We start from the raw sequence: 26993 nt of genomic DNA on the forward strand, positions 1-26993 counted from the left end.
ACCGGGCCGAGCCCGGCAGAACGTGTATCGGCTGGTAGCCCTGTGCTGACTACGTCATGACGTCGGCGGGGGTGCGCTGCAACGTCCACCGGTAGGCCTGGACCATCCGGGTGTCGAAGCCGGACGCCGAGCCCCACAGGAAGATCCGGAAGCGGCGGTACAGCTCGTCGCCCCACCGGGCGGTGATCTCCTCCTTGGCGGCATCGAGTCGTTGCGCCCACGCGCGGCAGGTCAGAAAGTAGTTGTGCCGGTCGTCCTGCACGTTCAGCAGCTCGAACGGGGAGTGCGCCACCTGCCGCAGGTAGGAGTGGAGCAGCAGCGGGGCGGAGCGACCCGGGTACACGTACTTCTTGAAGAAGGTGGACGACGTGTGCTTGCGCCGCATCGCCAAGGCGTCCAGGTAGACGCGGCCGCCGGGGCGCAGCAGGCGGGCGTACGTCTGCAGGGTCGCTCGATAGTCGGGCAGGTGTTCGGTGACGCCCATGTTGACGATCGCGTCGAACGGCTGCGGGTTGTGGTAGCGGAGGATGTGCTCGCGCACGACCGTGACCGGCAGCTGCTTCGCGGCGAACAGGTTGTTCAGGAACCGCTCCGACTCCGCGGCCAGCGTGACTGTCGTGACGTCGATGCCGCGCATCGCGGCGTGCTCGGCGAACGCGCCCCAACCGCCGCCCACCTCGAGCACCCGGTCGCCCGGCTTGACCCCGATCGCGTCCAGCGCGAGGTCCATCTTGCGGGTCATCGCGTCTTCGAGCGGCTCGTCGTCGCTGAGGAAGACGCCCTGGGTGTAGCACCGGTGCCGACCGTCGAGGAAGGTCAGGAAGAACTCCGACTCCTCGTCGTAGTGGTGCGAGATGGCCCGCCGGTCGTGGTCGGTCCTTCCCTGCCACAGCGACGGCAACCAGCGGCCGGCGAAGGCGATCGGGTGGAAGTCGGAGAAGAACTCGCGCATGTTCAGCAGGGCGACGATGTCACCCTCGACATCGAGATGACCCCTGAGGTACGCGAGAGCCACCTGCAACTGGTCGAGCGAGACGAGCGCGTCGTGCCCGGCCTCGTCGAGCACCAGCACGGTGAACGTGGGCGGCGAACCCTCGGCGACGCCGAACGAGAAAGTCCTGCCGTCGTGGCCCGTGACCCCGAACGGCACCGGTGTGCGGTCGCGGAAGAATTCGTCGTAACGCCGGCCGAGGGTGTCGGCCATCGATCGCCGCCTCATCCGGCGATCATCGCACGAAGCCGACCGCCGCACACCCTGCCGGAATCGGTGCTTTTCCGCGCCGTCCGGCGAGGACGGTGGGGGCGTCGTGGGCAGTGTGGGCGGTCGGCCGGCGCGAGTGGTTCCGGCGGCGGGGCCGGGCGGGTCAGGAGGCGCGGAACAAGTCCTCGCGGGGCACCCGCAGGTTGACGAAGCCGCGGTCCTCCTCCTCGACCGACTCGCGGATCTGGTCGCCGCCCGCGTAGACGTCGTTGGAGAGCCGGCCGGTGCCGTCGATGCGCAGGTAACCGGCGCCCATCAGTTCCTCGGCGATGCCGGCGGGCACCTCCGGGCGTACGTCGGTGCCGGGCATCTGGACGGCGGTGACCTTGCCGGCCTCTTCGCCGTTGACGTCGACGACGGTCATACCCACGTTCACCGTGGCGATGGGAAGCGGTGTCTGCATGGCAGATGTTCTTCCCCACCGGCCGGGCGAGAAACCTGCCGACGACCTCAGCGGGCGCCCTGCTTGGCGATCAGCTCGGCCGGGACGGCCAGCCCGGCGGCGCCGAAGACCTCTTCCTCCTCGGCCTCGAGGGTGCTCAGGTGGGTGGGGCGGCTGCGAGGCAGGGCCCAGGCCACCAGGATGCCGGCGAGCAGGGCGAGTACGGCACCGGTCGCGAAGACGGCCGTGTACTGCGACTCGTGCGGGAGCGGGACCGGGGCGCCGGGGATCAGGTTGCGGGTCACCATCGTCACCACGAAGGCGGTGCCGAGCGACATGCCGATCGACCGGGCGATCGAGTTGACGCTGTTGGCGATGCCGGTCTCGGCCGGCGACACGTGCGCGATCAGCAGGGCCGGCAGGGCCGCGTAGCCGAACATGACGGCGGTGTTGACGACGAACGCGCCGACGATGATCTCCCAGGTCGCGGCGTGCCGGACGACGAGCATCCCGAACCCGGCGAAGGCCAGGACCGCGGCGGTGATCAACGTGTTCTTCGGGCCGAAGCGACCCACGAGCCGGCCGCCGAGCGGGGCGGTGACGACGCCGGCGGCGGTGCCGGGCAGCAGGTAGACGACGCTGGCGGCGAGCACGGTGGAACCGAACCCGTAGCCGGTGATCGCGGGCGGGGTCTGCACCAGGTAGGAGACGGCCAGGAAGATCGCGAACATGGAGAAGCCCAGGAACAGGCCGGCCAGGTTGGCGATGACCAGCGGCCGGTGGGTGAGCATCCGCATCGTCACGAGCGGCTGGCGGATGCGGCGCTCGGCCAGGACGAAGACGATCAGCACGAGCACGGCGGCGGCGAGCGAACCCAGCACGCGCGCCGAGCCCCAGCCCCAGCTGTTGCCCTCCTCCAGCGGCATGAGCAGCAACACGAGGCCGAGACCGAGCAGGCCGGCGCCGATCCAGTCGAGGCGGCCGGTGGCGACGGCGGCCCGGCGGGGCAGCGTCCAGACACCCGCGACGCCGATCACCGACAGTGCCGTGGCCAGCCAGAACAGCTGGTGGTAGTCGCCGCCGTGGGCCATCAGCAGGCCGGTCACGGTGAGGCCGAGGCCGGCGCCGACCGCGAGCATGCCGCTGACCGTGGCCATCGCCCCGGTCAGGCGCCGGGGCGGGAGTTCCTCGCGGAGCACGCCGATGGAGAGCGGGAAGAGGCCGAAGCTGGCGGCCTGTGCGACCCGGGCCACGAGCAGCAGCGCCAGGCTGGAGGTGGTGGCGGCGAGCACCGAGCCGGCCAGCACGATCAGCAGCACGCCCAGCATCACCGGGCGGCGGCCGTAGAGGTCGCCGAGCCGGCCGAGCATCGGGGTGAGCACGGCGGCGGCGAGGAGGTTCGCGGTGACCACCCAGCTCGCCGAGGTGGCGGAGACGCCCAGGTCGGCCTGGATGTTCGAGACGACCGGTACGACCAGGGTCTGCAGCGCGGAGACCAGGAGCACGACGTAGCACGAGACCGGCAAGGCCATGCGCGATGACTGGGAAGGCATGAAACCGAAGCTAGACCCGCTGCCGAGCATTCTCAACACCGTGTCGAAAGCTAAAGATGTGACGTCGAATGCAGCGGGTAGGATCGGTTCGTGCCTGCCATCGGAAGCCGCCGCGCCCCCACGAAGGGCGACCAGAGGGAGCAAGCGCTCCTTGACGCCGCCAAGGTCGTGCTGCGCGAGAAGCCGATCGGCCACGTCACGATCGACGAGCTGGCCGGGGCGGCCGGCATCGCCCGGTCGGGTTTCTACTTCTACTTCGAGTCCAAGCAGGCGCTGCTGGCCGCCCTGTGCGACCAGTCGATCGGGCTCACCGACGCCGACATGGGCAAATGGCTGGCCGCCGACGGAATCGACCGCGCCGCGCTGCGCGAAGGGCTGGCGCTGTCCCTGCAGCGGTGGCTGGTCGAGGGCCGCTGGCTGCGCGAGGTGTTCCTGGCCCCCGAGCCCGGCCCCGAGGTGCTGGGCGTGCGCGAGCGCCTGGTGAACGACGGCTGCACCCAGTTCCGCCGCCGCATCGAGCGGGACGCGCAAGCCGGCCGCACCGTCGGCGGCCCGCCCGCCCTGCTCGCGACCATGGCGATGAACCTGCGCCTGACGACGTTCGCCAACGCGTTCGCCGACCCGGCGGCCTACGACCAGGACGAGCTGATCGACACCCTCACCGACGCCATCCTGCGTCTGGTCTACGGCACGACCCCGGCGAGCCGGTAAGTGGCGAACGTGGTCTGCCGTCGCAGCCGGAACCCGATCGACTCGTAGAGCCGGATCGCGCTCCGATTGGTCGCGGCGGTGTGCAGGAACGGCGTTTCGCCGCGCTCCCGGATGCTCGCCGCCACCGCCCGGACCAGCGCCGTCGCCAGGCCCTGACCGCGAAACCCCGGATCGGTGCAGACCGCGCTGATCTCGGTCCAGCCCGGCGGGTGCAGCCGCTCGCCGGCCATCGCCACCAGCGCGCCACCCCGGCGGATCCCGAGACAGGTGCCGAGCTCGACGGTGCGCTCCCGGAACGGGCCGGGCCGGGTGCGCTCGACCAGGTCGAGGATCTCCGGCACGTCGGCCGGGCCCAGCCGGACCGCCTCGGGCCAGGGAGCGGTCCGCAGTGACACGTCGACCAGCTGCACGCCGGGAACGCGACCGACGACGACCCACCCGGGGTGGGCGTCCGGAATCGGGCCGGCCACCGCCACCTCACCGTCCGGCCCGCCGGTCGGCCCGCGGTTCGGCCCGGCCCCTGGCCCGCCGGTCAGCTCGGCCAGGTCGGCCCACGCCCGCGGGTCGGCCGGGTCGGCGAGCGCGTGGAACCCGGCCACCGCGGTGGGGTAGCGCGCGGCCAGCCCGTGCCGTTCGGCGAGGTGCGTGTGCGGACCGGTCAGCGACTCCCACACCGCGTTGTCGAGGACGGCCGGCCCGGTCGAGACGGTGGTCATGCCGGGACCTCCAGGCCGAGGTGGTGGCGCAGGGTCGGGCCGGCGTATTCGGTACGGAAGACGCCACGCTCCTGCAGCAGCGGCACCACCGTGTCGGCGAACTCGTCGAGACCGCCCGGCGTCACGTGCGGCACCAGGATGAAGCCGTCGGCGGCGTCCTGCTGCACGAGGTCGTCGATCGCGGTGGCGACCGTGTCGGGAGCGCCGATGAACGTCTGCCGGTTGGTCGTCTCGATGATCAGGTCGCGGATGGAGAGCTTCTCCGCCTCGGCCCGGGCCCGCCACTCGGCGGCCACGGCGATCGGGTCGCGGTGCATCCGCACGCTGGCCCGGCCCCGGGCGATGTGGTCGCCGGACACGTCCGGATCGATCTCCGGCAGCGGCCCGTCCGGGTCGTAGCCGCTGAGGTCGCGGTTCCACAGCTGCTCCAGCAGCTTGATCGCGGTCGCCCCGCTGACCTGCTGACGGCGCACCACGGCGGCCTTCTCGTGGGCGTCGGCGTCGGTGTCGCCGAGCACGAAGGTGGCCGCCGGAAGCACCTTCAGCGAATCCTCGGGCCGGCCGTACGCGGGCAGTCGTCGCTTCACGTCGCGGTAGAACTTCTGCCCCTCGACGAGCGTCCCGTGCCGGCTGAAGATGGCGTCGGCGGTGGCCGCCGCGAACTCCCGGCCCGCCTCGGAGTCGCCGGCCTGGAGGATGACCGGCCGCCCCTGCGGGCCGCGCGGCACGTTGAAGCGTCCGGCGATGTCGAACTGGTCGTCGGTGTGCCGGAAACTTCCGGCCGAGCCGTTTCGCAGGAAGACCCCGGTGTCCTTGTCGGCGACGATCGCATCGGCCGGCCACGAGTCGAACAACTCGCGGGCGGCGGCGAGGAACTGAGTGGCCCGGCTGTAGCGGTCGGACTCGGCCAGGAAGCCGCCGCGCCGGAAGTTCTCGCCGGTGAAGGCATCCCAGGAGGTGACCACGTTCCACGCGGCCCGGCCGGCGGAGAGGTGATCGAGCGACGCGAACTGCCGGGCCACTTCGTACGGCTCGTTGAACGTCGAGTTGATCGTCCCGGCCAGCCCCAGGTGCGTGGTGACGGCGGCCAGTGCGGCCAGCACCGTGAACGTGTCGGGCCGCCCGACCACGTCCAGGTCGTAGATCTGGCCGCCCTGCTCGCGCAGCCGCAACCCCTCGGCCAGGAAGAAGAAGTCGAACTTGGCCCGTTCGGCGGTCCGGGCGAGCGTCCCGAACGAGTCGAACTCGATGTGGCTGCCGGCCCGCGGGTCGCTCCACACGGTGGTGTTGTTGACACCCGGGAAATGCGCGGCGAGGTGGATCTGCTTAGGCAACGCGGGCCTCCTCGGCGACGGCGTAACGGTTGGCGGGCCGGGACAGGCCCAGCAGGCCGCGCAGGGTGGCGGCCTCGTAGGCGGTCCGGAAGGCACCTCGGCGGCGCAGCTCCGGCACCAGGCCCCCGGTGATGCCCACCAGGTCGTCGGGCAGGCGGGCGGGGCGCAGCCGGAAGCCGGTCAGGCCGGCCGCCCGCCATTCCTGCAGCAGGTCGGCCAGCTGCGCCGGGGTGCCGGTGAAGATCGCGGCGTCCGAGGTGTAGGCGGTCCCGTCCAGGGTGTCGAGGCGCTCGTGAGCGTCCCGGGCCGCCGGCTCGCTCTCCTCGAGGAAGACCACGAGATCGGCGAAGACGTGCGGGATCGGCAGCTGGGAGACGATCTTGCGGGCCTGCGCGGCGTCGGTGGGAGTCACGTACGCCACGTCCGCCGAGCGTGCGGCGAAGGCGTACGGAATCTCGGCGTGCGCCAATGCCGTGACCGGCGGCTGACCCTGCGGCGGGCGCGGCGTGATGGACGGGCCCTTGACGCTGAAATACCTGCCGTCGAACGAGATGTGGTGCAGCTTGTCCCGGTCGATGAACCGGCCGGTGGCGGCGTCGCGGATCTCCGCGTCGTCCTCCCAGCTGTCCCAGAGCCGCCGCACCACCTCGACGTGGTCGCGGGCCTCCGCGAAGAGGTCCGCGACGATCTCCCGGTCGGGTGCGGCCGGGTCGAGCACCGGCAGCGTCCGCCGGCCGAAGTGGCCGGCCTCGTGCGCCCGCCCGGAGACCTGCACGCGCCAGCCGGCCCGTCCCCGGCTCACGTGGTCGAGGGTGGCGAGCGCCTTGGCGATGTGGAACGGCTCGGTGTGCGTGACGGTCGCGGTCGGCACCAGACCGATGTGCCGGGTGAGCGGCGCGACCCGGGCGGCGATCAGCACCGCGTCGAGCCGGCCGCGGACGTGGTCGGTGCGCTCGTCCGGCCCGTCGAGCCGGTCGGTCTGCAGGCCGAGGGCGTCCTCGATGGTGACGAAGTCGAGCGTGCCGGCCTCGGCGAGGCGGACGAGATCGGCCCAGTAGGAGGCGGAGAACACCTCGGCGGGGCGGGCCGACGGTAAGCGCCAGGAGGCGGGGTGCCAGCCCGTACCGTCCAGGGCCACCGCCAGATGAAGTGCCGTACTCATCGTCCTATTTCCCTTCGATCGGCAGGCCGGGCGGGTTGACCTCGCCCGCGGTGACCGCCTCGGCGGTCAGATTCCAGCGTCCGAGGATCCTGGCGTAGGCACCCGACCTGATCAGCTCGTCGAGTGCCGCCTTGAGCGCCTGCACCAGGCCGTTGTCCTTCTTGGTGGTGAGCGCGATCAGGCCCGGCAGCGCCGACCCGGCCCCGGAGCAGGTACCGGCGATCTCGGTCTGCCCGGCGGTCGCGACGTGGTAGGCGGCGGTCGGGTTGGGCCCCAGGTAGGCGTCGATCTGCCCGGAGCCGAGGGCCAGATAGGTCGCCTGGTTGGTCTGGTAGTACTTGATGTCGACCGCGGGCAGGCCGTTCGCGACGTCCTGCTTGCTCCACTCGACGAGGATCTTCTCCTGGTTGGTGCCGGAGCCCACCGCGACCTTCTTGCCGGCCACGTCCTTGGGCGCGGCCACCTTCAGCGCGGAGCCCTTCTTCACCTCGAAGGCCAGGTCGTCCTTGCGGTAGCTGACGAAGTCGTACTTCTGCTTGCGCTGCTCGGTGACCGTGATGTTGGAGGCGCCGAGGTCGTACCTGCCGCTGTCGAGCCCGATGAACAGGCCCTCCCAGGACGTGTTCGCCAGCTGCGGTTCGAGGCCGAGCACGCCGGCGACGGCGACCGCGATGTCCGGCTCGTTGCCGATCAGCGTCTTGTTGTCGGTGGCGGTGAAGGCGAGCGGCGGGAAGCCGGAGCCGGCCGCGCCGACGCCGATGGTCAGCTTGCCGGTGGCCCGGATCCGTTCGGGCACGAGCGCCGCCGCGGCGTCCACCCGGGCCGGCACGATCCGGTTCTGGTCCGGTCCATCGTTGATCTTTACAGCGGCCGCGGCGGCCACCTTCGGAGCCTCGTCGGGCGCGGCGCAGGCGCCGAGACTCACGGCCAGGGCAACGGCGAGGAAGACCGATCTCGTACGCAAGGGGAGCTCCATCTAGACGAGGACCTTGGCCAGGAAGGCCCGGGTGCGGTCGTGCTTGGGGGAGTCGAGCAGCTCGGTGGGCGTGCCCTGCTCGATCAGGCGGCCGTCGTCGAGGAAGACGATCCGGTCGGCCACCTCGCGGGCGAAGCCGATCTCGTGCGTGACGACGATCATCGTGGTGCCGCTGCCGGCCAGGTCCCGCAGCACGTCGAGGACCTCGCCGACCAGCTCCGGGTCGAGCGCCGAGGTGGGCTCGTCGAAGAGCACCAGCTTCGGGTCGAGCGCGAGGGCACGGGCGATCGCCACGCGCTGCTGCTGCCCGCCCGAGAGCTGACGCGGATAGGCGGCGGCCTTGTCCGCCAGGCCGACCCGGTCGAGCAGTTCCAGGGCCCTGGCGGTGGCGTCGGCCCGCGACCGGCCCAGCGCCGAGATCGGTGCCTCGACGATGTTCTCCAGCGCGGTCAGGTGCGGGAACAGGTTGAAGGTCTGGAAGACGAAGCCGATCGCGGCCCGCTGCTTGAGCACCTGCCGCTCGCGCAGCTCGTAGAGCCGGTCGCCGACCTGGCGGTAACCGATGAGCGAGCCGTCGACGCGGACGTGACCACGGTCCACCTTCTCGAGGTGGTTGAGCACGCGCAGCAGGGTGGACTTGCCGGAGCCGGACGGGCCCAGGACGACGGTGACGCTGCCGGCCTCGACGGTCAGGTCGATGCCCTTGAGCACCTCGTGGTGGCCGAAGGACTTGTGCACGCCGCGGACCTCGATCATCGGCGCCAGCCCCGGTTGAAGTGCCGCTCCACGTAGTGCTGGAAGACCGAGAGCACGGCGGTGAGGATCACGTACCAGACGGTCGCGACCATCAGGAGCGGGACGACCCGTCCGGTCCGTCCGTAGACGACCTGTACCTGGTAGAACAGCTCGCCGATGGCCAGCACGTACACCACTGAGGTGCTTTTCAGGAGGTTGACGAGCTCGTTGGCGGCACTGGGCAGGATCGCGCGCATGGCCTGCGGGAGCAGGATGCGGCGGAACTGGCGCAGCCGCGGGATGCCCAGCGCGGCGGCCGCCTCCAGCTGCCGCTGGTCGACCGAGATGAGGCCGGCCCGGACGATCTCGGCGGCGTAGGCGGCCTCGTGCAGGGCGAGGCCGAGCAGCGCGGCGCCGAGCGAGCTGACCAGACTGCGCGACTCGAAGTGCAGGAGGCCGGGACCGAACGGGATGCCGAGCTGCAGGGTCTCGTACAGGTAGCCGAGGTTGGCCCAGAAGAGCAACTGCACGATCAACGGCACCGAGCGGAACACCCAGATGTACGTCCAGCTGACGGTACGCAGCACGGGGTTGGCGGAGAGCCGCATCGGGGCCAGGAGCACCCCGCCGAGGAAGCCGAGGACCGCCCCGGCGAAGGTCAGCTCCAGGGTGACGAGCAGGGCGTTCAGCACCGACTTCTCGAAGAAGTAGCCGGCGAACGTGCCCCAGTCCCAGCCCGGGTTGGTGATCAGGCCGTGGACCAGCTGGGCGACCAGGACGAGGGCGACCACGGTGCTCACCCAGCGCCAGGGATGGCGGGCCGGCACCACGGTGAGCCGGTCGCCCTCGTCGGCGGCGCGGGCCGCCGCTGGTGGCGAGGACAGGACAGTCAAGGGGTTACCTCCGGGGGGAGCGGGCGTGAATTCAAGCTATGGCCGCTCCCGCGAATAACTCAAGTCCTATGGGCAATGTATGTTTTTACGGAGTTGTCAACGGCGCCTCGATGCGGCCGGGCGGCGGAGTCGCGGACGGCCGGCGGGCGCGATGCGCCGATCTGGGCCGCACCCCTTGCCTATATCCTATTTAGGCTATAGGAAAAGAGAGCCCGCTTGTCCGAGGCGGAGCCGCGGCATCGCTTCCGCCGGCCACGGTCGTGACTCTCGCGCTGCTCGCGGGATGCCCCGGCCCCGCCACCCGGGCGCTGCTCGGCGCCGTACCCGATCTCGATCCGACTTTCGTGGGGAGAACCCGATGGCCGTTCCGTTGTCGATCCTGGACCTCTCGGGGCTGGTCTGCGGGGGGACCGCCGGGGACGCGCTGCGCCGCACGCTCGATCTGGCGCGGCGGGCCGAGCAGTTCGGCTACCACCGTTACTGGGTGGCCGAGCACCACCTCACGCCCGGGGTGGCCGGCTCGCAGCCGGCGCTGCTGCTCGGCCAGATCGCGGCGCGCACCGAGCGGATCCGGCTCGGGTCGGGGGCCGTGCAGACCGGCTTCCTCACGCCGCTCGGGGCGGTCGAGCAGTTCGGTCTGCTCGACGCGCTGTATCCGGGCCGCTTCGACCTCGGGCTCGGCCGGTCGGCGCAGCGTCGCAAATCGATCCTGGCCGAGCCGCCCGAGGTCGAGGTCACCGAGGCCCGGGTGGTCGACGGGTTGCTGATCCCGCAGTCGTTCTCGTTCCAGCCGATTCTGCGGTCGGCGCGGTCGGCCCTGTTCGCCGAGCTGCTGACCCAGCCGGGGGCGGAGCCGGCCGACCTCGACAGCGCCCTGTCCGACATCCAGACGCTGCTCGCCGGGCCGTACACCGACGACGACGGCAACGAGGCGCACGCGGTGCCGGGCGAGGGGGCCGACCTGCAGATCTGGATCCTCGGGTCCAGCGGCGGCCAGAGCGCTCGCGTCGCCGGAGCGCGGGGACTGCCGTTCGCGGCCAACTATCACGTGGCGCCGGCCCGGGTGCTCGAGGCGGTCGACGCCTATCGGGCCGCGTTCCGGCCGTCGGCCGCCCTGCGCGAACCGCGGGTCATGGTGTCCGCCGACGTGCTGGTGGCCGAGGACGACGAGACCGCGCGCCGGCTCGCCGTCCCCTATCCGCTCTGGGTGCGCAGCGTGCGTACCGGCGCCGGGGCGATCCCCTACCCGAGCGTGGCGCAGGCCGAGGCGTTCGAGTGGACCGAGCGGGACCGGCAGCTGGTCGCGGATCGGGTGGAGACGCAGTTCGTCGGCTCGCCGGAGACCGTGGCCGAGAAGCTGGAGACGCTGCGCCGGGTCACCGGCGCCGACGAACTGCTGGTCACCACCATGACCTACGAGCACAGCGATCGGGTGCGCTCGTTCGAGCTGCTCGCCGAGCACTGGCACGGCTGAGCCGCCGCCGGCCGCGTGCCGACCGGAGCGGCGGCGGATCAACGGATGAATTCCCGGGTCCGCCCGGAAGGCCGCTCCGCCCTGTGCGGAGTGGTCTTCAGGGCGACGTCCGGACGATCACCTCGATGCCGTCGCCGCTGTCGAACGACCAGGACGCGGTGAACGTGGACCAGCCGTCGGACTGGCGGCCGTCGATCGTGCGGGTGGCCAGCATGTGCCGCTGGACGGCCTCTGGGGCTCCGAGCGCGTTCAGGAGGCACTCGAGGTCGGTCACCTTCGCGCCCCGCGGATCGCGCGCGCCCCGGCCGTCGATGATCATCGTGCGGCCGCCGTCGGTCACCCGGGTGTTCCTGCGGGCCGGGTCGCACGTCGCCTGGGCGCTCGGCAGCCGGTTGTCCGCCGCGGGCGGGCGGGCCGCCCACGTCGCACCGCTGTACCACCCCGCGCCGAAGAGGCCGAGCGCGGCGACCGTGATGCCGGGGATGACCCGGGAGCGGCGGATGCGCCGCGACCCCGGTGGCGGCGCCCAGTAGGGATCCTGGTCGCCGAGCGGCTGGGTCAACGCTGCTCCCTGATGCCGTTCTGTCCGATGTGGCGCGAGCACCTTATGGGGTGCCGCCCGCACCCGGATCACCGGCCCGGCGTTTCCAAGATCAGTGACGTCATGTTGACGCTGGGGTTCCGATCATATGTTCGAATCCGGCAGGATGGTTGCAGGAGGTGACGGGGGATGGTCTTTCTCCTTGCTTTTGCCGTGCTCGTTTTGTCCGTTTGCAGTGTGGCCGTGTGGTCCCGCAACATCGCGGAACCGGCCGCCGCCCGGCCCTGGCGCCCCGAGCGACTGCCGCCGCCGGGCGAGGCTTCGGCGAGCGTCGAGGGGGTGCTGGCCGCCCAGCTGGAGGCCGGCGACATAACCCATGAGCAGTATGTTCTTGCCATGGAGCGGCTGGCCGCGCGCGACGAGTTCCGGCATCCGCTCGAGGTGCCTCCGGATCGATAGGCGCCCATGGCTTGTAGGGTCGCCCTCGACGAAACGGGGGAGACATGAGATTCCGGCGATCCGCGTTGTCCGGCGGGACGGCCCTCCTGCTTCTGGCGGGTTGCGCCCAGCCCGGCACCACTCCGGAGAGTGAGCCCACCGAGCGGCGCGTGGTCGTGACCACGCCGCCCGGCAAGGACACCCTGCCGTGCGCCACGACCAAGGCGACACCAAGACGGTCGGCCACGGCCGCCGCCACGGCCGGGCCGCCGGACGAGAGCCCGCTGCCGAGCCCGTCGAACGAATACCTCGACGAGCAGTACCGCGGCGAGATGCTCCAGCGGCAGATGCGGGCCAACCGAGCCTTCCTCGACCGGCACGAGTTGCCGCCGGCGGCGGTCTCCGGCGCGGTGAAATGTGCCCTGGCCGCGGAGGACGCGCTGATGCCGCTAATCAAGAAGAGGAAATTCGACCGGGCAGCGGTGCAGAAGGCGCTGGCCGAGCACGGCCTGCCCGACTCGACGGTCCGCCGCCCGACCGCCCACGACATCGGCTTCGGCGACGGCTGGACGATCGCCGCGTGGACCGGCCAGGCGTGCGTGCTCGGCTGGCTGAGCGAGGCCAACGGCTACCACGTCGAATACGCAAGCCGGACCGCCGACGGCGGCTGCCTGCCCGCGGCCGACTGACCGGGCCCCGCCCGGACCACCCGTACGGGTGATCCGGGCGGTGGTGGTCAGTGCCTGCGCAGGTGGGTGTCGATCGCCTCGATGATGCGCGGGCGCATCTCGGCGGCCTTGATCACGGCGTCGACCGAGCCGACCTCGACCGCGCGCTGGATCGAGTGGATCCGGTCGAACTCCGCGGCCACCTCGCCCAGCTTCTCGGCCCGCACCGACGAGCGCAGCTCGTCGAGCTCGGCCGCCAGCGCGCCCCGCTCGGCACCCGGGGCCGCGCCCAGCCGGGCCTCCGCGGCCCGGATCCGGGGGTCGGCGGCGGTACGGGCGTTGACGTCGCCGGCGAAGACGGCGGCGGCCGCGGGGGCGCCGCCCAGCACCGAGGCGAACGATCCCTCCAGGGCCAGGACCGTCATGTTCGGGTTCAGGCGTTTGGAGAACACGACGAACGCGCCGCCGTGGTAGCGGGAGATCACGCAGAACACGATCGGGCCGTCGAAGTTGACGATCGCCCGGCCGATCTCCGCGCCGTACTCGAGCTGGATCTTGCGCATCGACTCCGGGGAACCGTCGAAGCCGGAGAGGTTGGCCAGCACGACCAGCGGGCGGTTGCCGCTGGCCGCGTTGATGGCACGGGCCGCCTTCTTGGACGAGCGGGGGAACAGGGTGCCCGCGGTGTAGGTGTCGGGACCGTCGGTGGGCGGGAAGCCGCGGCGCGGCACCGACCGCGACTCGATGCCGAGCAGGCAGACCGGGACGCCGCCGAGGTGGACGTCCTGGACCACGGCGGTCTCGGCGTCGGCCATGCCGGCCCAGCGTTCCAGCACCGGGTGGTCCTGGTCGGCCAGGGCGCGCATGACCGTACGGATATCGAAGGGCTTCTTGCGGTCGGGGTTGGACGTGACCGAGAAGATCTGGCCCACGGTGGTGAAGTCGCTGTCGGCGGCCTCGTGCGGGAAGTCCGAGATGTCGCGGTCGACGGGGTCGGTGGTGGCGGCGCGGCGCGGCGCGGTCTCGCCGGGCACGACGTAGGTGTGGTCGTAGTGCGCCATCAGCACGTCACGGGCGCCGGTCAGGTCGGGCGCCCAGTACTGCGCCTGACCGTTCGGCCCCATCACCCGGTCGTAGCCGCCGATGCCGAAGTTGTCCTCGGCCGACACGCCGCCGGAGAAGTCGAGCGCCTGCTTGCCGGTCAGCACCATGGCCGAGTCGGGCGTCATGACCAGGATGCCCTTGGTGTGCATGAGCATCGTGGCTTCGGCGTTCCAGTAGGGCTGGGCGCCGACGTTGATGCCCGCGACCACGATGTTGATCTCACCGCCGGCCTGGGTGAACTCGACGATCCGCTTGAGGGCGGCGGCGACCCAGTCCATGTTCTCGGTGCCGGACTCCATCGAGATCCGGGCGCCGGACGACAGGGCGAACCACTCCAGCGGCACCCGCATCGACGTGGCCAGGTCGAGGGCGGCGATGACGCGCCGGCACTCGGGCTCGGACAGGGCGCCCAGCGACTTGGTCGGGTCGCCGAGCAGGATCACCCGCCGCACACCCTCGGGGTGGCGTTCGGTGACGGTGGTGACGACGCCGGCGACGAGCGCCGCGGTGTTACGCCCCTTCGGCCGGTCGACCGGGACCAGCTCGAACGACGGCGACAGGTCGTACTCGACGAAGCCGCCGGCCGGCCCCGCCAGCAGATCGGTCAACTCGTACGGGTAGACGGTGTTGCGCGCGGCCGCCCGCAGCACCTTCTGCCGGTAGCCGTCGATCGGCTCGACCGGCGCGCTCGACGGCTCGCCGATGGTCAGCGCCATCGTGCCGGTGCCGTCGAAGCCGATCCGCACCCCGACCTTGCGCAGTTCGCCGCCGACGTCCTGGCGGGCGATGAACGAGATCTCCTCGAGTCCCGCCCCGGCCACCGACGGCGCCACCCGGCGGGCGATCGTCTCCATCTCCTCGCGGGTCAGGGCGAACGGCGGCCACACGTAGACGACGATCCGGTTGGTGCTGAACCGTTTGTCGCTCGGCCGCTGCTGCTGGGCCCGCCGGATCGAGTCGAGGGCGGTGGCGATGGTGTCCTCGGTGGTGGGCAGCGCGACCAGGCGGCCGTCGTGCTCACGCAGCTCGGTCAGGTCACGCACCTGGGCGAACGCCACCAGCCGGTCGTCCGCCGGGTTCTCCCGGGCCACCGCGCGGAACAGGTAGATCTCCTCGTCGGAGGAGGGCACCCGGGTGAGGTCGAACTTGCGCAGCCGTTCCATCTGCATGCGCTGCGCGATGTACGGGTGCAGGCCCCGGATGAGCCGCTCCTCCATCATCCCGGTGGTCGCGGGCCGGAACGTGAAGTGGTGGTGCATGACGCTGCCGCGCCGGCCGGCGACCGCCACCGTGACCCGGCGGATCCGGTCGGGCAGCGGTTGCGCGCAGATGATCTCGTGCAGCTCCCCGGCGATCTTGTCCGGGTCGGCGGGCTGGTCCTCCCAGGACAGGTACAGATCGGCGTCGATCGCCAGGTCGCCGGTGCCGAGAGCGGCCAGCCCGGCGAGCACGCTGCTGAGCTTGTCGAACTTCTCCGCGGCGGAGATGAGCAGGGTGCCGGATTTGTCGGCGACCAGGAACGAGCAACCGGCGGCGGACGTGGTGTGCACGTGGGTGAGGCCCTTGTTGCCGTAGTACCGGCGGGTCAGCACCTCCAGCATGACCGAGTTGTCGAGGTTCGCCCGCTTGAGGCGCTGGCCGAGCAGCCGGACCAGCGGTTCGGTGCTGCGCACCATCTCGGCGACGCGGTCGGCCCGGTCGGGCGAGTCCGGCTGGGCGTCGAGCAGGCGCAGATGCTGGCGTACGCCGGCGTAGACGAGCGCCCGGTTGCGCCGCAGCAACGGCTGGCCGAACCACGCGAACACGACGCCGCGAGCGAGGTCGGCGAGCACCGGGAAACGGACCTGGGTGGCCGCGACGAGGCGTTCCAGGGCCAGGCCGATGGGCTCGCGCAGCGTGTCGTCCGGCGGCGGCTCGCCCAGCCAGGCGCGCAGCAGGCTGGCGATCACCGCGGCGTCGCCGGCCGCCCGCTGCTGGGCCAGGAAGATCCGGAACACGGCGGCCTCGAGCGCGGTGGTGCGCTCGAGGTCGCGCACGCCGTACCACCCGAGGGCTTTCTTGAGCCGGGCCTGGAACGACTCCGGCAGCCCGGCCCGCTCGACGTCCAGGCTCTGCAGGTAGGTGTGGAAGTACTCCCGCGCGCTGTGCACGTGGGTGTCCTTGCTGATGTCCACGCCGGCGGGCCGGTTGCGGCTCAGCTCGGCCAGGTCGGCGAACACCTCGATCAGCTCGACCTCGCCGGCGAGCGGCCGGCGGCCCTCCGCCGCGGCGGCCCGGCGGGCGTCCAGGTAGTCGGCGAGCACGCGGCGCTCGTCGTGCGGGTCGGCGTCGAAGCCGAGCAGCAGGCTGCGCAGGTCCTCCTGGCGGCGGGTGGCGCGGATGCGGCCTTCACCCCCGGTGCGTTCGGCGGGGAGATCGATCTCCACTGCCGTGCCCGCGACCTCAGCCTCAGCGGTCGCATCGCCGATCGGCTCCAGCCGCAGCAGAGCCGCCCCGGTCTCGACCTTGCTGCCGGCGCTGACCAGCACCTCCTTGACGCGAGCCTTGAACGGCGCGCGCAGCACGGCCTCCATCTTCATGGCTTCCAGCACCAGTACGGGCGCGCCCGCCTCGACCTCGGCGCCCGCCTCGAGCGGGGTCGCGACGACCAGCGCCGGCATCGGGGAGCGCAGCACGCCGCCCTCGTCGCGGGTGACCCGGTGGGCGACGCCGTCGACCTCGATCAGGCTGATCACGCCGTGCGTGCCGGTGATCAGGCGGTGCCGTTCGCCGTTGACCGTGATGCGGCCGGTGTGCCGGTCGAAGCGCTCGAGCTCGACGTCGGCGGTGCGGACCAGCTCGCCGGCCTCGACACCGACCCGGAAGCGGTGGGCGCCGACCCGGGCGACCCGCACGCGGTAGGCGTTGCCGCGCAGCTTGAGATCGAGGGGGCGGCCGCTCTCGTGGCGCACCTGCGGGCGCCCGCCGAACGCGGTGGACAGCAGCCGCTGCCGCTCGGTGCGCTCCTCGTCCTCGTACGCCTCGATGGCCGCCGCCGCCAGCGCGACCGCGCTGTTGCTGTGCGAGACCAGCCGGCCCTGCTCGCGCACCCGGTCGATCCAGCCGGTGTCGGCGCTGCCGTCGATCACCTCGGGCTGGTCGAGCAGGTCGAGCACGAAGCTCTTGTTGGTGGCGCCACCCTCGATGATCACGGTGGTGTCGGCCATCGCCCGGCGGAGGCGGCCGAGCGCCTCGTCGCGGTCCTTCCCGTACGCGATGACCTTGGCGATCATCGAGTCGAAGTCGCCCGGGATGGTGTCGCCCTCGCTGACGCCGGTGTCGACCCGGATGCCGGGGCCGGCGGGCAGGTCGAGGTGCGCGATGCGTCCGGGGGAGGGGGCGAAGTCGCGGTCGGGGTCCTCGGCGTTGAGCCGGGCCTCGACGGCGTGCCCGCGCTCGACCGGCGGGGTGCCCTCGAGCTGGCCGCCGCCCGCGACATGCAGCTGGGCCTTGACCAGGTCGAACCCGGTGGTCGACTCGGTGATCGGGTGCTCGACCTGGAGCCGGGTGTTGACCTCCAGGAACGCGAGCAGGTCGTCACCCGGGTGGTAGAGGAACTCGACGGTCGCGGCGCCGCGGTAACCGACCCGCACGGCGAGCCGCTCGGCCGACTCCTTCAGCTCGGTGACTCGCGCGGGTGGCAGCACCGGCGACGCGGACTCCTCGATGACCTTCTGGTTGCGCCGCTGCACCGAGCAGTCGCGCACCCCGAGCGCCCACGCGGTGCCCTGGCCGTCCGCGATGACCTGCACCTCGACGTGGCGGGCGCCGGTGACCAGGCGCTCCAGGAAGACGATGCCGCTGCCGAACGCGCGGGCCGCTTCCTGGCTGGTCCGCTCGTAGGCGTCGGCCAGCATGGAAGGGTCGCGGACCACCCGGATGCCGCGCCCGCCGCCACCGGCGGTCGCCTTGAGCATGAGCGGATAGCCGATGGTCGAGGCCGCCTCGAGCGCCGCCTCCAGGGTCTCGACCGGGCCGCGGCTCCACGGCGCGACCGGCACGCCGACCTCCTCGGCGATCAGCTTGGCGCCGATCTTGTCGCCGAGCTTGCGCATCGCGTCGGCGCTGGGCCCGACGAAGGTGACGCCGACCCGCTCGCACAACTCCGCGAACGCCGGATCCTCGGCGACGAAGCCCCAGCCGACCCAGGCCGCGTCGGCGCCGGACTCGACGAGCGCCCGTTCCAGGAGCTTGAGGTCGAGGTAGGGCCGGGCGGCGGCGGGCCCGAGGTCGTACGCGATGTCGGCCGCACGCACGAACGTGGAGGTGCGGTCGACATCGGTGTGGAAGGCCACGGTCTCGATCGGAGTCCCGGTCTCCGCGGACAGCTCACGAACGGCGTGAATGAGCCGCATCGCGGCCTCACCACGGTTGACGATGGCGATACGTCTGAACACCGGTAGAGCCCCTGCCTCGCAAGAATCGTTGACCCGGAGCCTACTGGCGTCGGGCTCGCGCCTTAACCCCTGACAGGTACGTGTCAGTAACTTCCCCCGGTGCGGCCGCCGCCACAGGCTGTCTGCGCAGGAAAGCCGCTCTTTCCGGCGGGCTGGACCGCGAGCAACGGGCCACGGCGGAAATAGGGGTATGGCAAGTTGAACATGAGGTCTTTTCAAGAACGGGCGGCACCAGGATGATTCGCTGATGCCGCATGAGAGAACAGCCGCCCGGCGAGCCACCTGGATCGGCGCCGGCTACGCCGCGCAGGGCTTCGGCTACGCCGCGGTGGTCACGGCACTGCCCACGTTCAAGGAACGGCAGGGCATCGACGACGCGTACGTCTCCGTCATCCTGCTCCTGGTCTGCGTCGCGGCGGCGGGCGGTTCGATCGTCGCGGACAAGGTGGCGGCCCGGTGGGGCAGCCGCTTCGCGCTCAGCGGCGGCCTGCTGGCGGTCACGGTGGGCCTGGGCCTGACGACCTTGCACACCCCGACCCCGCTTTTCACTGCCATCCTGATCGCGTACGGGGTGGGTCTCGGCGCCGTCGACGCCAGCCTGAGCATGCAGGGTGTCCTGGTGCAGGCCCGGATCGGCCGGAGCGTGATGAGCCGGCTGTTCGCCGCGTACACCGCCGCCGCCATCCTCGCCGCGCTGCTGATGTCCGGCTTCGCCGCCTCCGGTGCCGGTGCCGCCCTCGCCGTCGGTGCCGCCGCCCTGATCGCCGCGGTCGTGGTCGCGGCCGGCTTCACCTCCTTCGAACCGGGCCGCACCGCCATGCCGGAACTGGCCCGGGAAACCCGGCACGACGGCACGAGGCACGTCGTCTGGGTGTGCGGGGCGTTCATCTTCACCGCGTTCCTGGCCGACTCGGCGGTGAGCACCTGGAGCTCCGTCTACCTGGACGACTCGCTGAAGGCGACCGCCGCCGTCGTCCCCCTCGGCTACGCCGCGTACCAGGCCGCCGTACTCCTGGCCCGGCTGGCCGGCGACCACGTCGTACCCCGGCTCGGCCGTATCCCCGCCGCCGCCGGCTGCCTGCTGATCTGCGCCCTCGGCTGCGGCGTGGTGGTGGCCCTCCCCTCGATCCCGGCCGCCATCCTCGGCTTCGGCCTGACCGGCATCGGCGTCGGCGTCCTGGTACCCCTGGCCTTCAGCGCCGCCGGCGAAGCCGCCCCCGGGCACAGCGACGAAGTGATCGCCCGCGTCAACCTCTTCAACTACGGCGGCGCCCTGGTCGGCGCCGTACTCCTGGGCGCCCTCTCCGAACCGATCGGCCTGCGCCTGGCCTTCCTGATCCCCGCCCTCATCCTCCTGGCCACCGTCCCCGCAGTCCGCTCCCTGCGCCGACTGGCCACCACTCCTACCGCCTTGCCACCCCCGGCCCCCGCCCCCCGCTGATTGCTCCCCCTCCGCTTCGCTTGCCAGCTCGGCCCGGTCCAGCCCGGCCCGCTCCTGCTCGGCCCGCCTGAGCGGGGTTCGGCTCAGCGCGGTCCGGTGCTTTTGTCGGCTGTCTACTTGATTCGGAAGCCACCAGCTGCGGCGGTTGGCTTCACGACCGGCCCGAGGAGACCAGGATCGGCCCTTTTCAGGGGAGATGGGGCCGCCGGGCGCTGGCAGACCCCATCTCCCCTGAAAAGGGTCTGCGCCCGAAGTCGATCGCGTCGAGGTCCGACAACTGCCCCGCCACCCGAACTTCCGAGGGCCGATCTTGGGTCCTGCCGCGCCGCAGGCGGCAACTCCGAGATCGATGCGTGGTCCGGTGCGGCCGCGAGCCGGTGAATCGCCCGCCCCACTGGTAGAGCCGGTGAGCCGCAGCGGAAGCGGCTGGCCCGGCGTGGCGGGGTGCAGGGTTCTGAACCGGTGTGGGGGCCAGTGGCTGTGCCGCGGCGATGGTTCCGGCTGGGGGTGACGAGGGGCCCGGCGGCCGGAGTGGAGGTCCGGCCGCCGGGAGTGGGTGGTTACAGGGAGAGGGACCAGGTGTCCAGGGTGCCGATGTCGGCGCTGGCGGCGTCGCGGACGGAGAGGGTCCAGGTGCCGTTGGCGGATTCGCCGGAGAGGTTGACGGTGTAGGTCTCGTCGATGTTGTCGGTGCTGCCACCCGCCCGGTTGTGCAGGACGTAGGGGCTGCCGTCGGGGGCCAGCAAGGTCACTATCAGGTCGCCGATGTAGGTGTGTTCGATGTGTACCTCGACGGAACTGGTGGCGGAGGGGGCGGTGGCGCAGCCGTCGATGGTGACGGAGTTGAAGACGGTGGTGTTGTCGGGGATGGCGAGGTCGTCACCGTTGGTGGCGGTGCACGCGGCGGCGCTGTTGACGCCGACGGTGAGTGACACGGCGCGGGTCACCGCCGGGGCGGTGCCGGTGATCGTCACCGGGGCGGAGGCGCGGGCGGCGCCGGGGGCGGCGGTGACGGTGACGGTGGTCGGGTCGCCGGCGGTCACGGTGGGCGGGTCGAAGGAGACGGTCACGCCGGCCGGCACGACGCCGGCCGAGAACGTGATCGGCTCAGCCTCGCCGTTGACCGAGGTGGTCGCCAGGGTGACGGTGCCGGAGGTGCCTGGGTCAACGGTCAGCGAGACGGTGCCGAGTCTGAGGGAGAAGTCGTTGCCCGCGGAGCAGAAGTCGTCGCCGGCCACGTTCACCGCGGTCCAGGACGCCTGCACGGCTTTGTACTCGGTGCTGCAGAAACCGTAGAGGTCGGTGGCGGCGGCCAGGGTGTAGCCGCGGGCCTGGGCGTAGGTCGTACTGGAGATGAAGTAGTTGTCCAGGGCGCGGAACCAGATCGCCGAGGCCTTGTCGCGGCCGATGCCGATCACCGGGGCGGCCGTTCCGCACAGCGGTGAGGTGCCGAACTCGGTGGCGCCGCTGCCCTCGGCCAGGTCGAAGAAGAAGTGGTTGGCCACGCCGGACGAGTAGTGCACGTCGACGTTCTTGGTGCTGGACGACCAGCAGCCGTGCGAGGAGCCGTCGAGCACCGGGTTGTACATGTAGCGCAGGGGTGCGCCGGTGCCCCGGATGTCGATCTTCTCGCCGATGTCGTAGTCGCCCGGGTCGGTCGTGCTGCCGGCGTAGAACTCGACCATGCTGCCGAAGATGTCGCTGGTCGCCTCGTTGAGTCCGCCCGGCTCGCCGGAGTAGGTGAGGCCGCCCGGCACCACGTGCTCGGTCACGCCGTGTGACATCTCGTGCCCGGCCACGTCCAGCGCCACGAGGGGTTTCGCGTTGCCGGTGCCGTCACCGTAGGTCATCTGGGCGCCGTCCCAGAAGGCGTTGACGTACGCGCTGCCGTAGTGCACCCGCGACGGCACGCCGGTCCCGTCGCCGAAGATGCCGTCCCGGCCGTGCACGTTCTTGAAGTAGTCGAATGTGGTGGCCGCGCCGAAGTGGGCGTCCACCGCCGCGGAGGCCCGGTCGGTGTTCGTGCCCGTACCCCAGACGTTGTCGGTGTCGGTGAGGACCGCGCAGCTGCCGCTGGTGCGGTTGCCCATGTCGCAGGTGTAGCCCGCACCGCGGGTGGGGTCGGTGAGGGTGAAGCCGGTGCCGGTGGCCGTGGTCTCGATCGCGACCGGTCCCGAGTAGATGCTGTTCCCGGTGCCGGCGACGCTTTCGATCTCGTCGAAGCTGCCGATCGGCGCGCCGGTGCCGGCGTCGGTGATGACGTGCAGGCGGGACGGGGTCTGCCCGTCCGGGAGCCAGCCGCTCACGACCGTTTCCCAGGCCAGTTTGCCGAGGCCGGTGCTGGCGTCGACGAACAGTTCGGGCCGACCGGTGCTGGTGATCCTGCCGGTGAAATGGGCGCGCGAGACGCGCAGTGCGGTCGCGGCCGGCACGGCCGGGGTGGTGCTCAGCGAGAGCGGCGCGCGCAGGCCGACCGACGTGCCGGTCACCTTGCCGTTCTTCAGTCGGATGGCCAGATCGCCGCCGTAGACCCGCAGCCCGGCATAGGTGCGGGTGTAACGGACGGTCTCGTCGGTGCGGCTGTAGACCTGGTACTTGTCCTTGGCCGAGCCCTTGACGGCCGAGGTGCCGGCCTGGGTGATCGGACTCGGGGTGCTCGGGGCGGCCGACGCGCGGTCAGCGATCGCCGTCACCCCGGACCCTGCCAGCGCGATGGTAGCGGCCAGCGCGATTACGGTTCTCAACAGCTTCCTCCCACGATTAAGGAAGTACATCAACTGATGGAAATCCTTCTATGTCGCGGCAGTTGGTGATGTAAAACTCTGTTTACGAAATTCTCAGAGCGGCTCCACCCCGAAGGCGACGTCCAGGCGATAGCGGTCGCCGGGGTAGCGGGACTCGCTCAGCTCCAGCGGCTCGTCCCGGTCGTCGAGGATCAGACGCTCCTCCACCAGCAGCGCGGACCCCGGCGGCACCAGCAACTCACGGGCGTCCTCGGCGGTCGCCGGCTGCGCGGTGAGGGTCGCGGTGCCGCGCGTCGGCATCCGGCCCAGGGTCGCCAGGACCTCGTGGACGGAGCCGCTCAGGTCCACCTCGAGCAGGGCGGACAGGGCTCCCGGGTAGAGCGCCCGCTCGTACGCGATCGGCTCTGAGTCGGCGAGGCGCACCCGGTGGATCGCCACCACGTCGCCGCGCCGCAGGCGCAGGCGGGTCGCCTCGATCGCCGAGGCCGGCCGCAGACGCGCCAGCACCACCCGCGACGACGGGGTGCGGCCCTGCTTGCGGATCTCCTCGCTGAGCCGCACCAGGTTGTCGGCGCGGCGCGGTCCGGTCGGCACCGCCACGAAGGTGCCCCGGCCCGGCGCGCGGTAGACCAGCCCGTCGTTCACCAGCTTGGTCACCGCGGCGCGCGCGGTCATCCGGCTGACCCCGTGCGCACGGGCGAGCTCGGGCTCGGAGGGCAGCGGGTCATGGGGCCGCGACCGGGCGATCCGGGCGCGTAACGCCTGCTCGATGGCGGGGTACTGGGGCGCGGGCATGAATCACACCCTAACCTGTCTAGACAGTTACCTGTATAGACAGCTAGCGTGCCGAGACATGGACTTCACGGTGGCTCAGATCGCGAAGATGATCGATCACTCCATCCTCCGGCCCGAGCTCACCAGCGACGACGTCCGGGCGGGCTGCGCCGTCGCGGCCCGCTACCAGGTCGCCTCGGTCTGCGTGCGGCCGTGCGACGTGCCGCTGGCGGTCAGCCTGCTGCGGGGCAGCGGCGTGCTGGTCGGCACGGTGATCGGCTTCCCGCACGGCTCCGCCTCGACGGCGATGAAGGTCGCCGAGACGGTCGCGATGCGGGCGAGCGGTGCCGACGAGATCGACATGGTGATCAACATCGGCTGGCTGCGCTCCGGTGACATCGCCGCGGTCGAGGCCGAGATCGGTGCCGTCGTGGCCGCGGCCGGTGACGCCAAGGTCAAGGTCATCCTCGAGACCGCCTTCCTCACCAACGAACAGAAACTGGCCGCCTGCTGGGCCTCGGAACGGGCCGGCGCGGCGTTCGTGAAGTCCAGCACCGGGTTCGCGCCGGGCGGCGCGAACATCGACGATCTCGCGCTGATGCGGTCGGCGGTCTCACCCAAGGTGCGGGTCAAGGCCTCCGGCGGGGTACGCACACTGGACCAGATCCTGGCCATGGCGTCGGTGGGCGTCACCCGGTTCGGCTCGTCCGCCACCGCCGAGATCCTCGCCGACGTGGCCCGCCGCGTCCCGCTCGTCGCGGCGGTGCCCGCCCTGCGGGACTGACCCGGGGCGCCGTCCGCGGTGGCGCGCCTACCTGGAAAAATCTCGCCCATGAGTGAAGTGGGAGATCGACTGCGCCGCGCCGGGGTCGTCGACGTGCTCGACGACGACACCAACCGCGCGATGTACGCGTCCGATGCCTCCCTCTACCGCGTCGTCCCCCGGGCAGTGGTCCGCCCGCGCGCCGCCGACGAGGTCGCCACGGTCCTGTCGGTGTGCCGTGACCTGGGCGTTCCGCTGACCGCCCGGGGCGCCGGCACCTCGGTCGCCGGCAACGCCATCGGGCCCGGGGTGGTGCTCGACTTCAGCCGGCACATGAACAAGGTGCTCGACGTCGACCCGTCCGCCCGGTCGGCCCGGGTCGAGGCCGGCACCGTGCAGGCGGTGCTGCAGGCCGCGGCCAAGCCGTTCGGGCTGCGGTTCGGCCCCGACCCGTCGACGCACACCCGCTGCACCATCGGCGGCATGATCGGCAACAACTCGTGCGGGTCCCGCACCCTCGGTTACGGCCGCACCTCGGACAACGTGCTCGGGCTCAACGCTCTGACCGTCGACGGGGAGCGCCTGGTCAGCGGGCCCGGACTGCTCGAGGGGCCGGCCCGGGTGACCGACGGCCTGCGGGATCTCGTCGGGGCCAACCTGGCCGTCGCGCGCACCGAGTTCGGCACCTTCGGCCGGCAGGTCTCCGGTTATGCCGTCGAGCACCTGCTGCCCGAGCGCGGCTTCAACCTCACCGAGTTCCTGGTCGGCAGCGAGGGCACCCTCGCCGTGCTCACCGAGGCGACGGTGCGGCTGGTCGCGGACCCGGCGCACCGGGTGCTGGTGGTGCTCGGTTATCCCGACTTCGGCACCGCCGGCGACATCATCCCGGCCATCCTCGAGTTCCGCCCGACCGCCTGCGAGGGCATCGACTCCCGCATCTGCGACCTGGTGCGCAGCCGGCGTGGCCCGGCGGCGGTCCCGCCGCTGCCGGGTGGCACCGCCTGGCTCATGGTCGAGATCGCCGGCGACGACCTCGACGAGGTGCGCGAGCGGGTGGCCGGCCTGGTCAAGACGGCCGAGGCGGTCGACTCGCTGGTGGTCGAGGATCCGGCGGCGGCCGCCCCGCTCTGGCGCATCCGGGAGGACGGGGCCGGTCTCGCCGGCCGCGCGCCCTCCGGGCTTCCGGCCCACGCCGGCTGGGAGGACTCGGCGGTGCCACCGGCCCGGATCGGGGCCTATCTGCGCGATTTCGACGCGCTGTGCGACCAGCACGGTCTGAGCAACATGCCGTACGGGCATCTCGGCGACGGTTGTGTGCACGTGCGCCTCGATTTCCCGCTGACCTCGCCCGGCGGCCCGGCGAAGTTCCGCGCGTTCCTCGAGGACGCCGCCGATCTGGTGGTCTCCTACGGCGGGTCGCTCTCCGGCGAGCACGGTGACGGGCGCGCCCGCAGTGAATTGCTGTCCCGGATGTACTCGCCGGCCGCGATGTCGCTCTTCCGGCAGATCAAGGGCGTCTTCGACCCGGGCAATCTGCTCAACCCCGGCAACCTGGTCGACCCTGATCCGGTCGACGCGAACATCCGGGTCGTGCAGGCCCGCCCGGCTCCGGGCAAGCTGGCCCTGGCCTACCACTCCGATCAGGGCGACTTCAACCAGGCTGTGCACCGCTGCACCGGGGTGGGCAAGTGCCGGGCCGACACCACGGCTCTCGGCGGCGTGATGTGCCCCTCCTACCTCGCCACCCGCGAGGAGAAGGACTCGACCAGAGGCCGGGCCCGAGTGCTGCAGGAGATGCTCGACGGGGATCTGGCCCCCTCGTGGCGCTCGCCCGCGGTGCACGACGCCCTCGATCTCTGTCTTTCCTGCAAGGGCTGTGCGTCGGACTGCCCGACCGGCATCGACATGGCCGCCTACAAGGCCGAGGTCCTGCACCAGAGTTACCAGCGCCGGCTGCGCCCCCGCTCGCACTACTCGCTCGGCTGGCTGCCCCGGTGGTCGCGCCTGGCCGCCCGGATGCCCGGCCTGGCCAACCGCGTGATGCGGCTCCCCGGCATCCGCGGCCTGGCGCTCTACCTGGCCGGAGTCGACGCGCGCCGCGACATCCCCGCCTTCGCCCGGCAGACCTTCCGCGGCTGGTTCGCCGCCCAGCCGGTCGCCCGCGAGGGCAAGCCGGTCCTGCTGTTCGTGGACAGCTTCACCGACCACTTCTCGCCCGAGGTCGGCCGGGCCGCGGTCGAGGTGCTGACCGCCGCCGGCTACGCCCCGCGGGTCACCACCCGGGCCGCGTGCTGCGGCCTGACCTGGATCTCGACCGGCCAGCTCGACGCCGCCCGGCGCATCCTCGGCAAGACCGCGCAGGAGTTGTCGGCGGCGATCGACCAGGGCATGCCGGTGGTCGGCCTGGAGCCGTCCTGCACCGGTGTGCTGCGTGGCGACATCGAGGAGATCCTCGACAACGAGGCGGCCCGCAAGGTCAGCGCCGCCACGGTCACGGTCGCCGAGCTGCTGGCGCGCACCCCCGGCTACGAACCGCCGTCGCTGGACGGGGTTCGGGTGATCGCCCAGCCGCACTGCCACCACCACGCGGTGATGGGTTGGGAGGCCGACGCGAAACTGCTCAAGTCGGCCGGCGCCACGGTGCGGCGTCTCGGCGGTTGCTGCGGCCTGGCCGGCAACTTCGGCGTGGAACGCGGCCACTACGAGGTGTCCGTGCAGGTGGCCGAGCAGCAGCTGCTTCCCGCCCTGGCGAAGGCCGAACCGGGGGACATCCTGCTGGCCGACGGCTTCTCCTGCCGCACCCAGGCCGCCGACCTGGCCGACACGCCGGGTGTCCACCTGGTGCAACTGCTCGCGCAGGCCCAGGCGCGCGAGGCCCGATAGCCGG

At 71.7% G+C, this 26993-nt stretch carries 20 protein-coding genes; 7 read left to right on the forward strand and 13 right to left on the reverse strand.

Annotation, left to right across the window (positions count from 1 at the left end; translation table 11 throughout):
* Positions 1-49: 49 nt before the first annotated feature.
* From Afe05nite_RS13210 to Afe05nite_RS13220, 3 genes are all read right to left on the reverse strand, one after another.
* On the reverse strand, positions 50-1219 hold the full coding sequence (locus Afe05nite_RS13210; protein WP_203817353.1) for a class I SAM-dependent methyltransferase: 1170 nt from the start codon (positions 1217-1219) through the stop codon (positions 50-52).
* A gap of 145 nt (positions 1220-1364) precedes the next feature.
* Entirely contained in the window at positions 1365-1664 is a 300-nt protein-coding gene (locus Afe05nite_RS13215; protein ID WP_239117786.1) for a hypothetical protein, read from the reverse strand.
* Positions 1665-1711: 47 nt separating this feature from the next.
* Positions 1712-3196, reverse strand: coding sequence for an MFS transporter (locus tag Afe05nite_RS13220; RefSeq protein WP_203817354.1), 1485 nt, complete (start codon positions 3194-3196; stop codon positions 1712-1714).
* A 90-nt stretch (positions 3197-3286) separates the two neighbouring features.
* Here Afe05nite_RS13220 and Afe05nite_RS13225 point away from each other — a divergent pair, with 90 nt between their 5' ends.
* On the forward strand, positions 3287-3907 hold the full coding sequence (locus tag Afe05nite_RS13225) for a TetR/AcrR family transcriptional regulator (protein ID WP_203817355.1): 621 nt from the start codon (positions 3287-3289) through the stop codon (positions 3905-3907).
* Here Afe05nite_RS13225 and Afe05nite_RS13230 read toward each other — a convergent pair.
* From Afe05nite_RS13230 to Afe05nite_RS13255, 6 genes are read right to left on the reverse strand one after another with little or no spacing between them, the layout of a single operon-like run.
* Complete coding sequence (locus Afe05nite_RS13230) at positions 3880-4623, reverse strand: GNAT family N-acetyltransferase (protein WP_203817356.1); 744 nt, start codon at positions 4621-4623, stop codon at positions 3880-3882. The two genes, Afe05nite_RS13225 and Afe05nite_RS13230, sit on opposite strands and share 28 nt — an antisense overlap.
* Positions 4620-5957, reverse strand: coding sequence for an NtaA/DmoA family FMN-dependent monooxygenase (locus Afe05nite_RS13235; RefSeq protein ID WP_203817357.1), 1338 nt, complete (start codon positions 5955-5957; stop codon positions 4620-4622). The genes Afe05nite_RS13230 and Afe05nite_RS13235 overlap by 4 nt, the downstream gene beginning before the upstream one ends.
* Entirely contained in the window at positions 5950-7119 is a 1170-nt protein-coding gene (locus Afe05nite_RS13240) for an LLM class flavin-dependent oxidoreductase (RefSeq protein WP_203817358.1), read from the reverse strand. Before Afe05nite_RS13240 ends, Afe05nite_RS13235 begins: the two co-directional genes overlap by 8 nt.
* 4 nt (positions 7120-7123) lie before the next feature.
* Positions 7124-8083 (reverse strand): ABC transporter substrate-binding protein, encoded by a 960-nt coding sequence (locus Afe05nite_RS13245; RefSeq protein WP_203817359.1) that lies wholly within the window; start codon positions 8081-8083, stop codon positions 7124-7126.
* Positions 8084-8095: 12 nt separating this feature from the next.
* Positions 8096-8851: an amino acid ABC transporter ATP-binding protein gene (locus Afe05nite_RS13250; RefSeq protein WP_203817360.1), complete on the reverse strand. Its 756-nt coding sequence runs from the start codon at positions 8849-8851 to the stop codon at positions 8096-8098.
* Positions 8848-9723, reverse strand: coding sequence for an amino acid ABC transporter permease (locus tag Afe05nite_RS13255; protein ID WP_203817361.1), 876 nt, complete (start codon positions 9721-9723; stop codon positions 8848-8850). Before Afe05nite_RS13255 ends, Afe05nite_RS13250 begins: the two co-directional genes overlap by 4 nt.
* Positions 9724-10081: 358 nt before the next feature.
* On the opposite strand from Afe05nite_RS13255, the gene Afe05nite_RS13260 reads away from it, so the two are divergent.
* Entirely contained in the window at positions 10082-11197 is a 1116-nt protein-coding gene (locus tag Afe05nite_RS13260) for an LLM class flavin-dependent oxidoreductase (RefSeq protein WP_203817362.1), read from the forward strand.
* 97 nt (positions 11198-11294) lie between these two features.
* On the opposite strand, the gene Afe05nite_RS13265 is transcribed toward Afe05nite_RS13260, so the two are convergent.
* A complete protein-coding gene (locus Afe05nite_RS13265; protein WP_203817363.1) occupies positions 11295-11759 on the reverse strand; it encodes a hypothetical protein in 465 nt (154 codons plus the stop codon).
* Between the two features lie 216 nt (positions 11760-11975).
* Here Afe05nite_RS13265 and Afe05nite_RS13270 point away from each other — a divergent pair, with 216 nt between their 5' ends.
* Together Afe05nite_RS13270 and Afe05nite_RS13275 are read left to right on the forward strand one after the other, a co-directional pair.
* Positions 11976-12197 carry a hypothetical protein gene (locus Afe05nite_RS13270; protein WP_203817364.1) on the forward strand — a complete coding sequence of 74 codons (222 nt, stop codon included), beginning with the start codon at positions 11976-11978 and terminating at the stop codon, positions 12195-12197.
* A gap of 44 nt (positions 12198-12241) precedes the next feature.
* A complete protein-coding gene (locus tag Afe05nite_RS13275) occupies positions 12242-12865 on the forward strand; it encodes a hypothetical protein (protein ID WP_203817365.1) in 624 nt (207 codons plus the stop codon).
* A 47-nt stretch (positions 12866-12912) separates the two neighbouring features.
* Here Afe05nite_RS13275 and Afe05nite_RS13280 read toward each other — a convergent pair whose 3' ends face one another.
* A complete protein-coding gene (locus Afe05nite_RS13280) occupies positions 12913-18384 on the reverse strand; it encodes an ATP-binding protein (RefSeq protein ID WP_203817366.1) in 5472 nt (1823 codons plus the stop codon).
* A 247-nt stretch (positions 18385-18631) separates the two neighbouring features.
* Between Afe05nite_RS13280 and Afe05nite_RS13285 the strand changes: the two genes are divergently transcribed.
* Positions 18632-19825: an MFS transporter gene (locus Afe05nite_RS13285; protein WP_203817367.1), complete on the forward strand. Its 1194-nt coding sequence runs from the start codon at positions 18632-18634 to the stop codon at positions 19823-19825.
* 560 nt (positions 19826-20385) lie between these two features.
* On the opposite strand, the gene Afe05nite_RS13290 is transcribed toward Afe05nite_RS13285, so the two are convergent.
* Together Afe05nite_RS13290 and Afe05nite_RS13295 are read right to left on the reverse strand one after the other, a co-directional pair.
* Complete coding sequence (locus tag Afe05nite_RS13290; protein WP_239117787.1) at positions 20386-22569, reverse strand: M4 family metallopeptidase; 2184 nt, start codon at positions 22567-22569, stop codon at positions 20386-20388.
* Positions 22570-22662: 93 nt separating this feature from the next.
* Positions 22663-23364, reverse strand: coding sequence for a GntR family transcriptional regulator (locus tag Afe05nite_RS13295; protein ID WP_203817369.1), 702 nt, complete (start codon positions 23362-23364; stop codon positions 22663-22665).
* Between the two features lie 58 nt (positions 23365-23422).
* Here Afe05nite_RS13295 and deoC point away from each other — a divergent pair, with 58 nt between their 5' ends.
* Positions 23423-24127, forward strand: coding sequence for a deoxyribose-phosphate aldolase (deoC, locus tag Afe05nite_RS13300; RefSeq protein ID WP_203817370.1), 705 nt, complete (start codon positions 23423-23425; stop codon positions 24125-24127).
* Between the two features lie 48 nt (positions 24128-24175).
* A complete protein-coding gene (locus Afe05nite_RS13305) occupies positions 24176-26989 on the forward strand; it encodes an FAD-binding and (Fe-S)-binding domain-containing protein (RefSeq protein ID WP_203817371.1) in 2814 nt (937 codons plus the stop codon).
* Positions 26990-26993: the final 4 nt, after the last annotated feature.

This window comes from Paractinoplanes ferrugineus (genome assembly GCF_016862195.1).
GTDB classification, from domain to species: Bacteria; Actinomycetota; Actinomycetes; order Mycobacteriales; family Micromonosporaceae; genus Actinoplanes; species Actinoplanes ferrugineus.

Coding starts and splice junctions, on each gene's coding strand:
- Afe05nite_RS13220 (WP_203817354.1), bottom strand. CDS start 3,196: ATGCCTTCCCAGTCATCGCGCATGGCCTTGCCGGTCTCGTGCTACGTC.
- Afe05nite_RS13260 (WP_203817362.1), top strand. CDS start 10,082: ATGGCCGTTCCGTTGTCGATCCTGGACCTCTCGGGGCTGGTCTGCGGG.
- Afe05nite_RS13305 (WP_203817371.1), top strand. CDS start 24,176: ATGAGTGAAGTGGGAGATCGACTGCGCCGCGCCGGGGTCGTCGACGTG.
- Afe05nite_RS13275 (WP_203817365.1), top strand. CDS start 12,242: ATGAGATTCCGGCGATCCGCGTTGTCCGGCGGGACGGCCCTCCTGCTT.
- Afe05nite_RS13250 (WP_203817360.1), bottom strand. CDS start 8,851: ATGATCGAGGTCCGCGGCGTGCACAAGTCCTTCGGCCACCACGAGGTG.
- Afe05nite_RS13215 (WP_239117786.1), bottom strand. CDS start 1,664: ATGCAGACACCGCTTCCCATCGCCACGGTGAACGTGGGTATGACCGTC.
- Afe05nite_RS13240 (WP_203817358.1), bottom strand. CDS start 7,119: ATGAGTACGGCACTTCATCTGGCGGTGGCCCTGGACGGTACGGGCTGG.
- deoC (WP_203817370.1), top strand. CDS start 23,423: ATGGACTTCACGGTGGCTCAGATCGCGAAGATGATCGATCACTCCATC.
- Afe05nite_RS13285 (WP_203817367.1), top strand. CDS start 18,632: ATGCCGCATGAGAGAACAGCCGCCCGGCGAGCCACCTGGATCGGCGCC.
- Afe05nite_RS13230 (WP_203817356.1), bottom strand. CDS start 4,623: ATGACCACCGTCTCGACCGGGCCGGCCGTCCTCGACAACGCGGTGTGG.
- Afe05nite_RS13295 (WP_203817369.1), bottom strand. CDS start 23,364: ATGCCCGCGCCCCAGTACCCCGCCATCGAGCAGGCGTTACGCGCCCGG.
- Afe05nite_RS13210 (WP_203817353.1), bottom strand. CDS start 1,219: ATGAGGCGGCGATCGATGGCCGACACCCTCGGCCGGCGTTACGACGAA.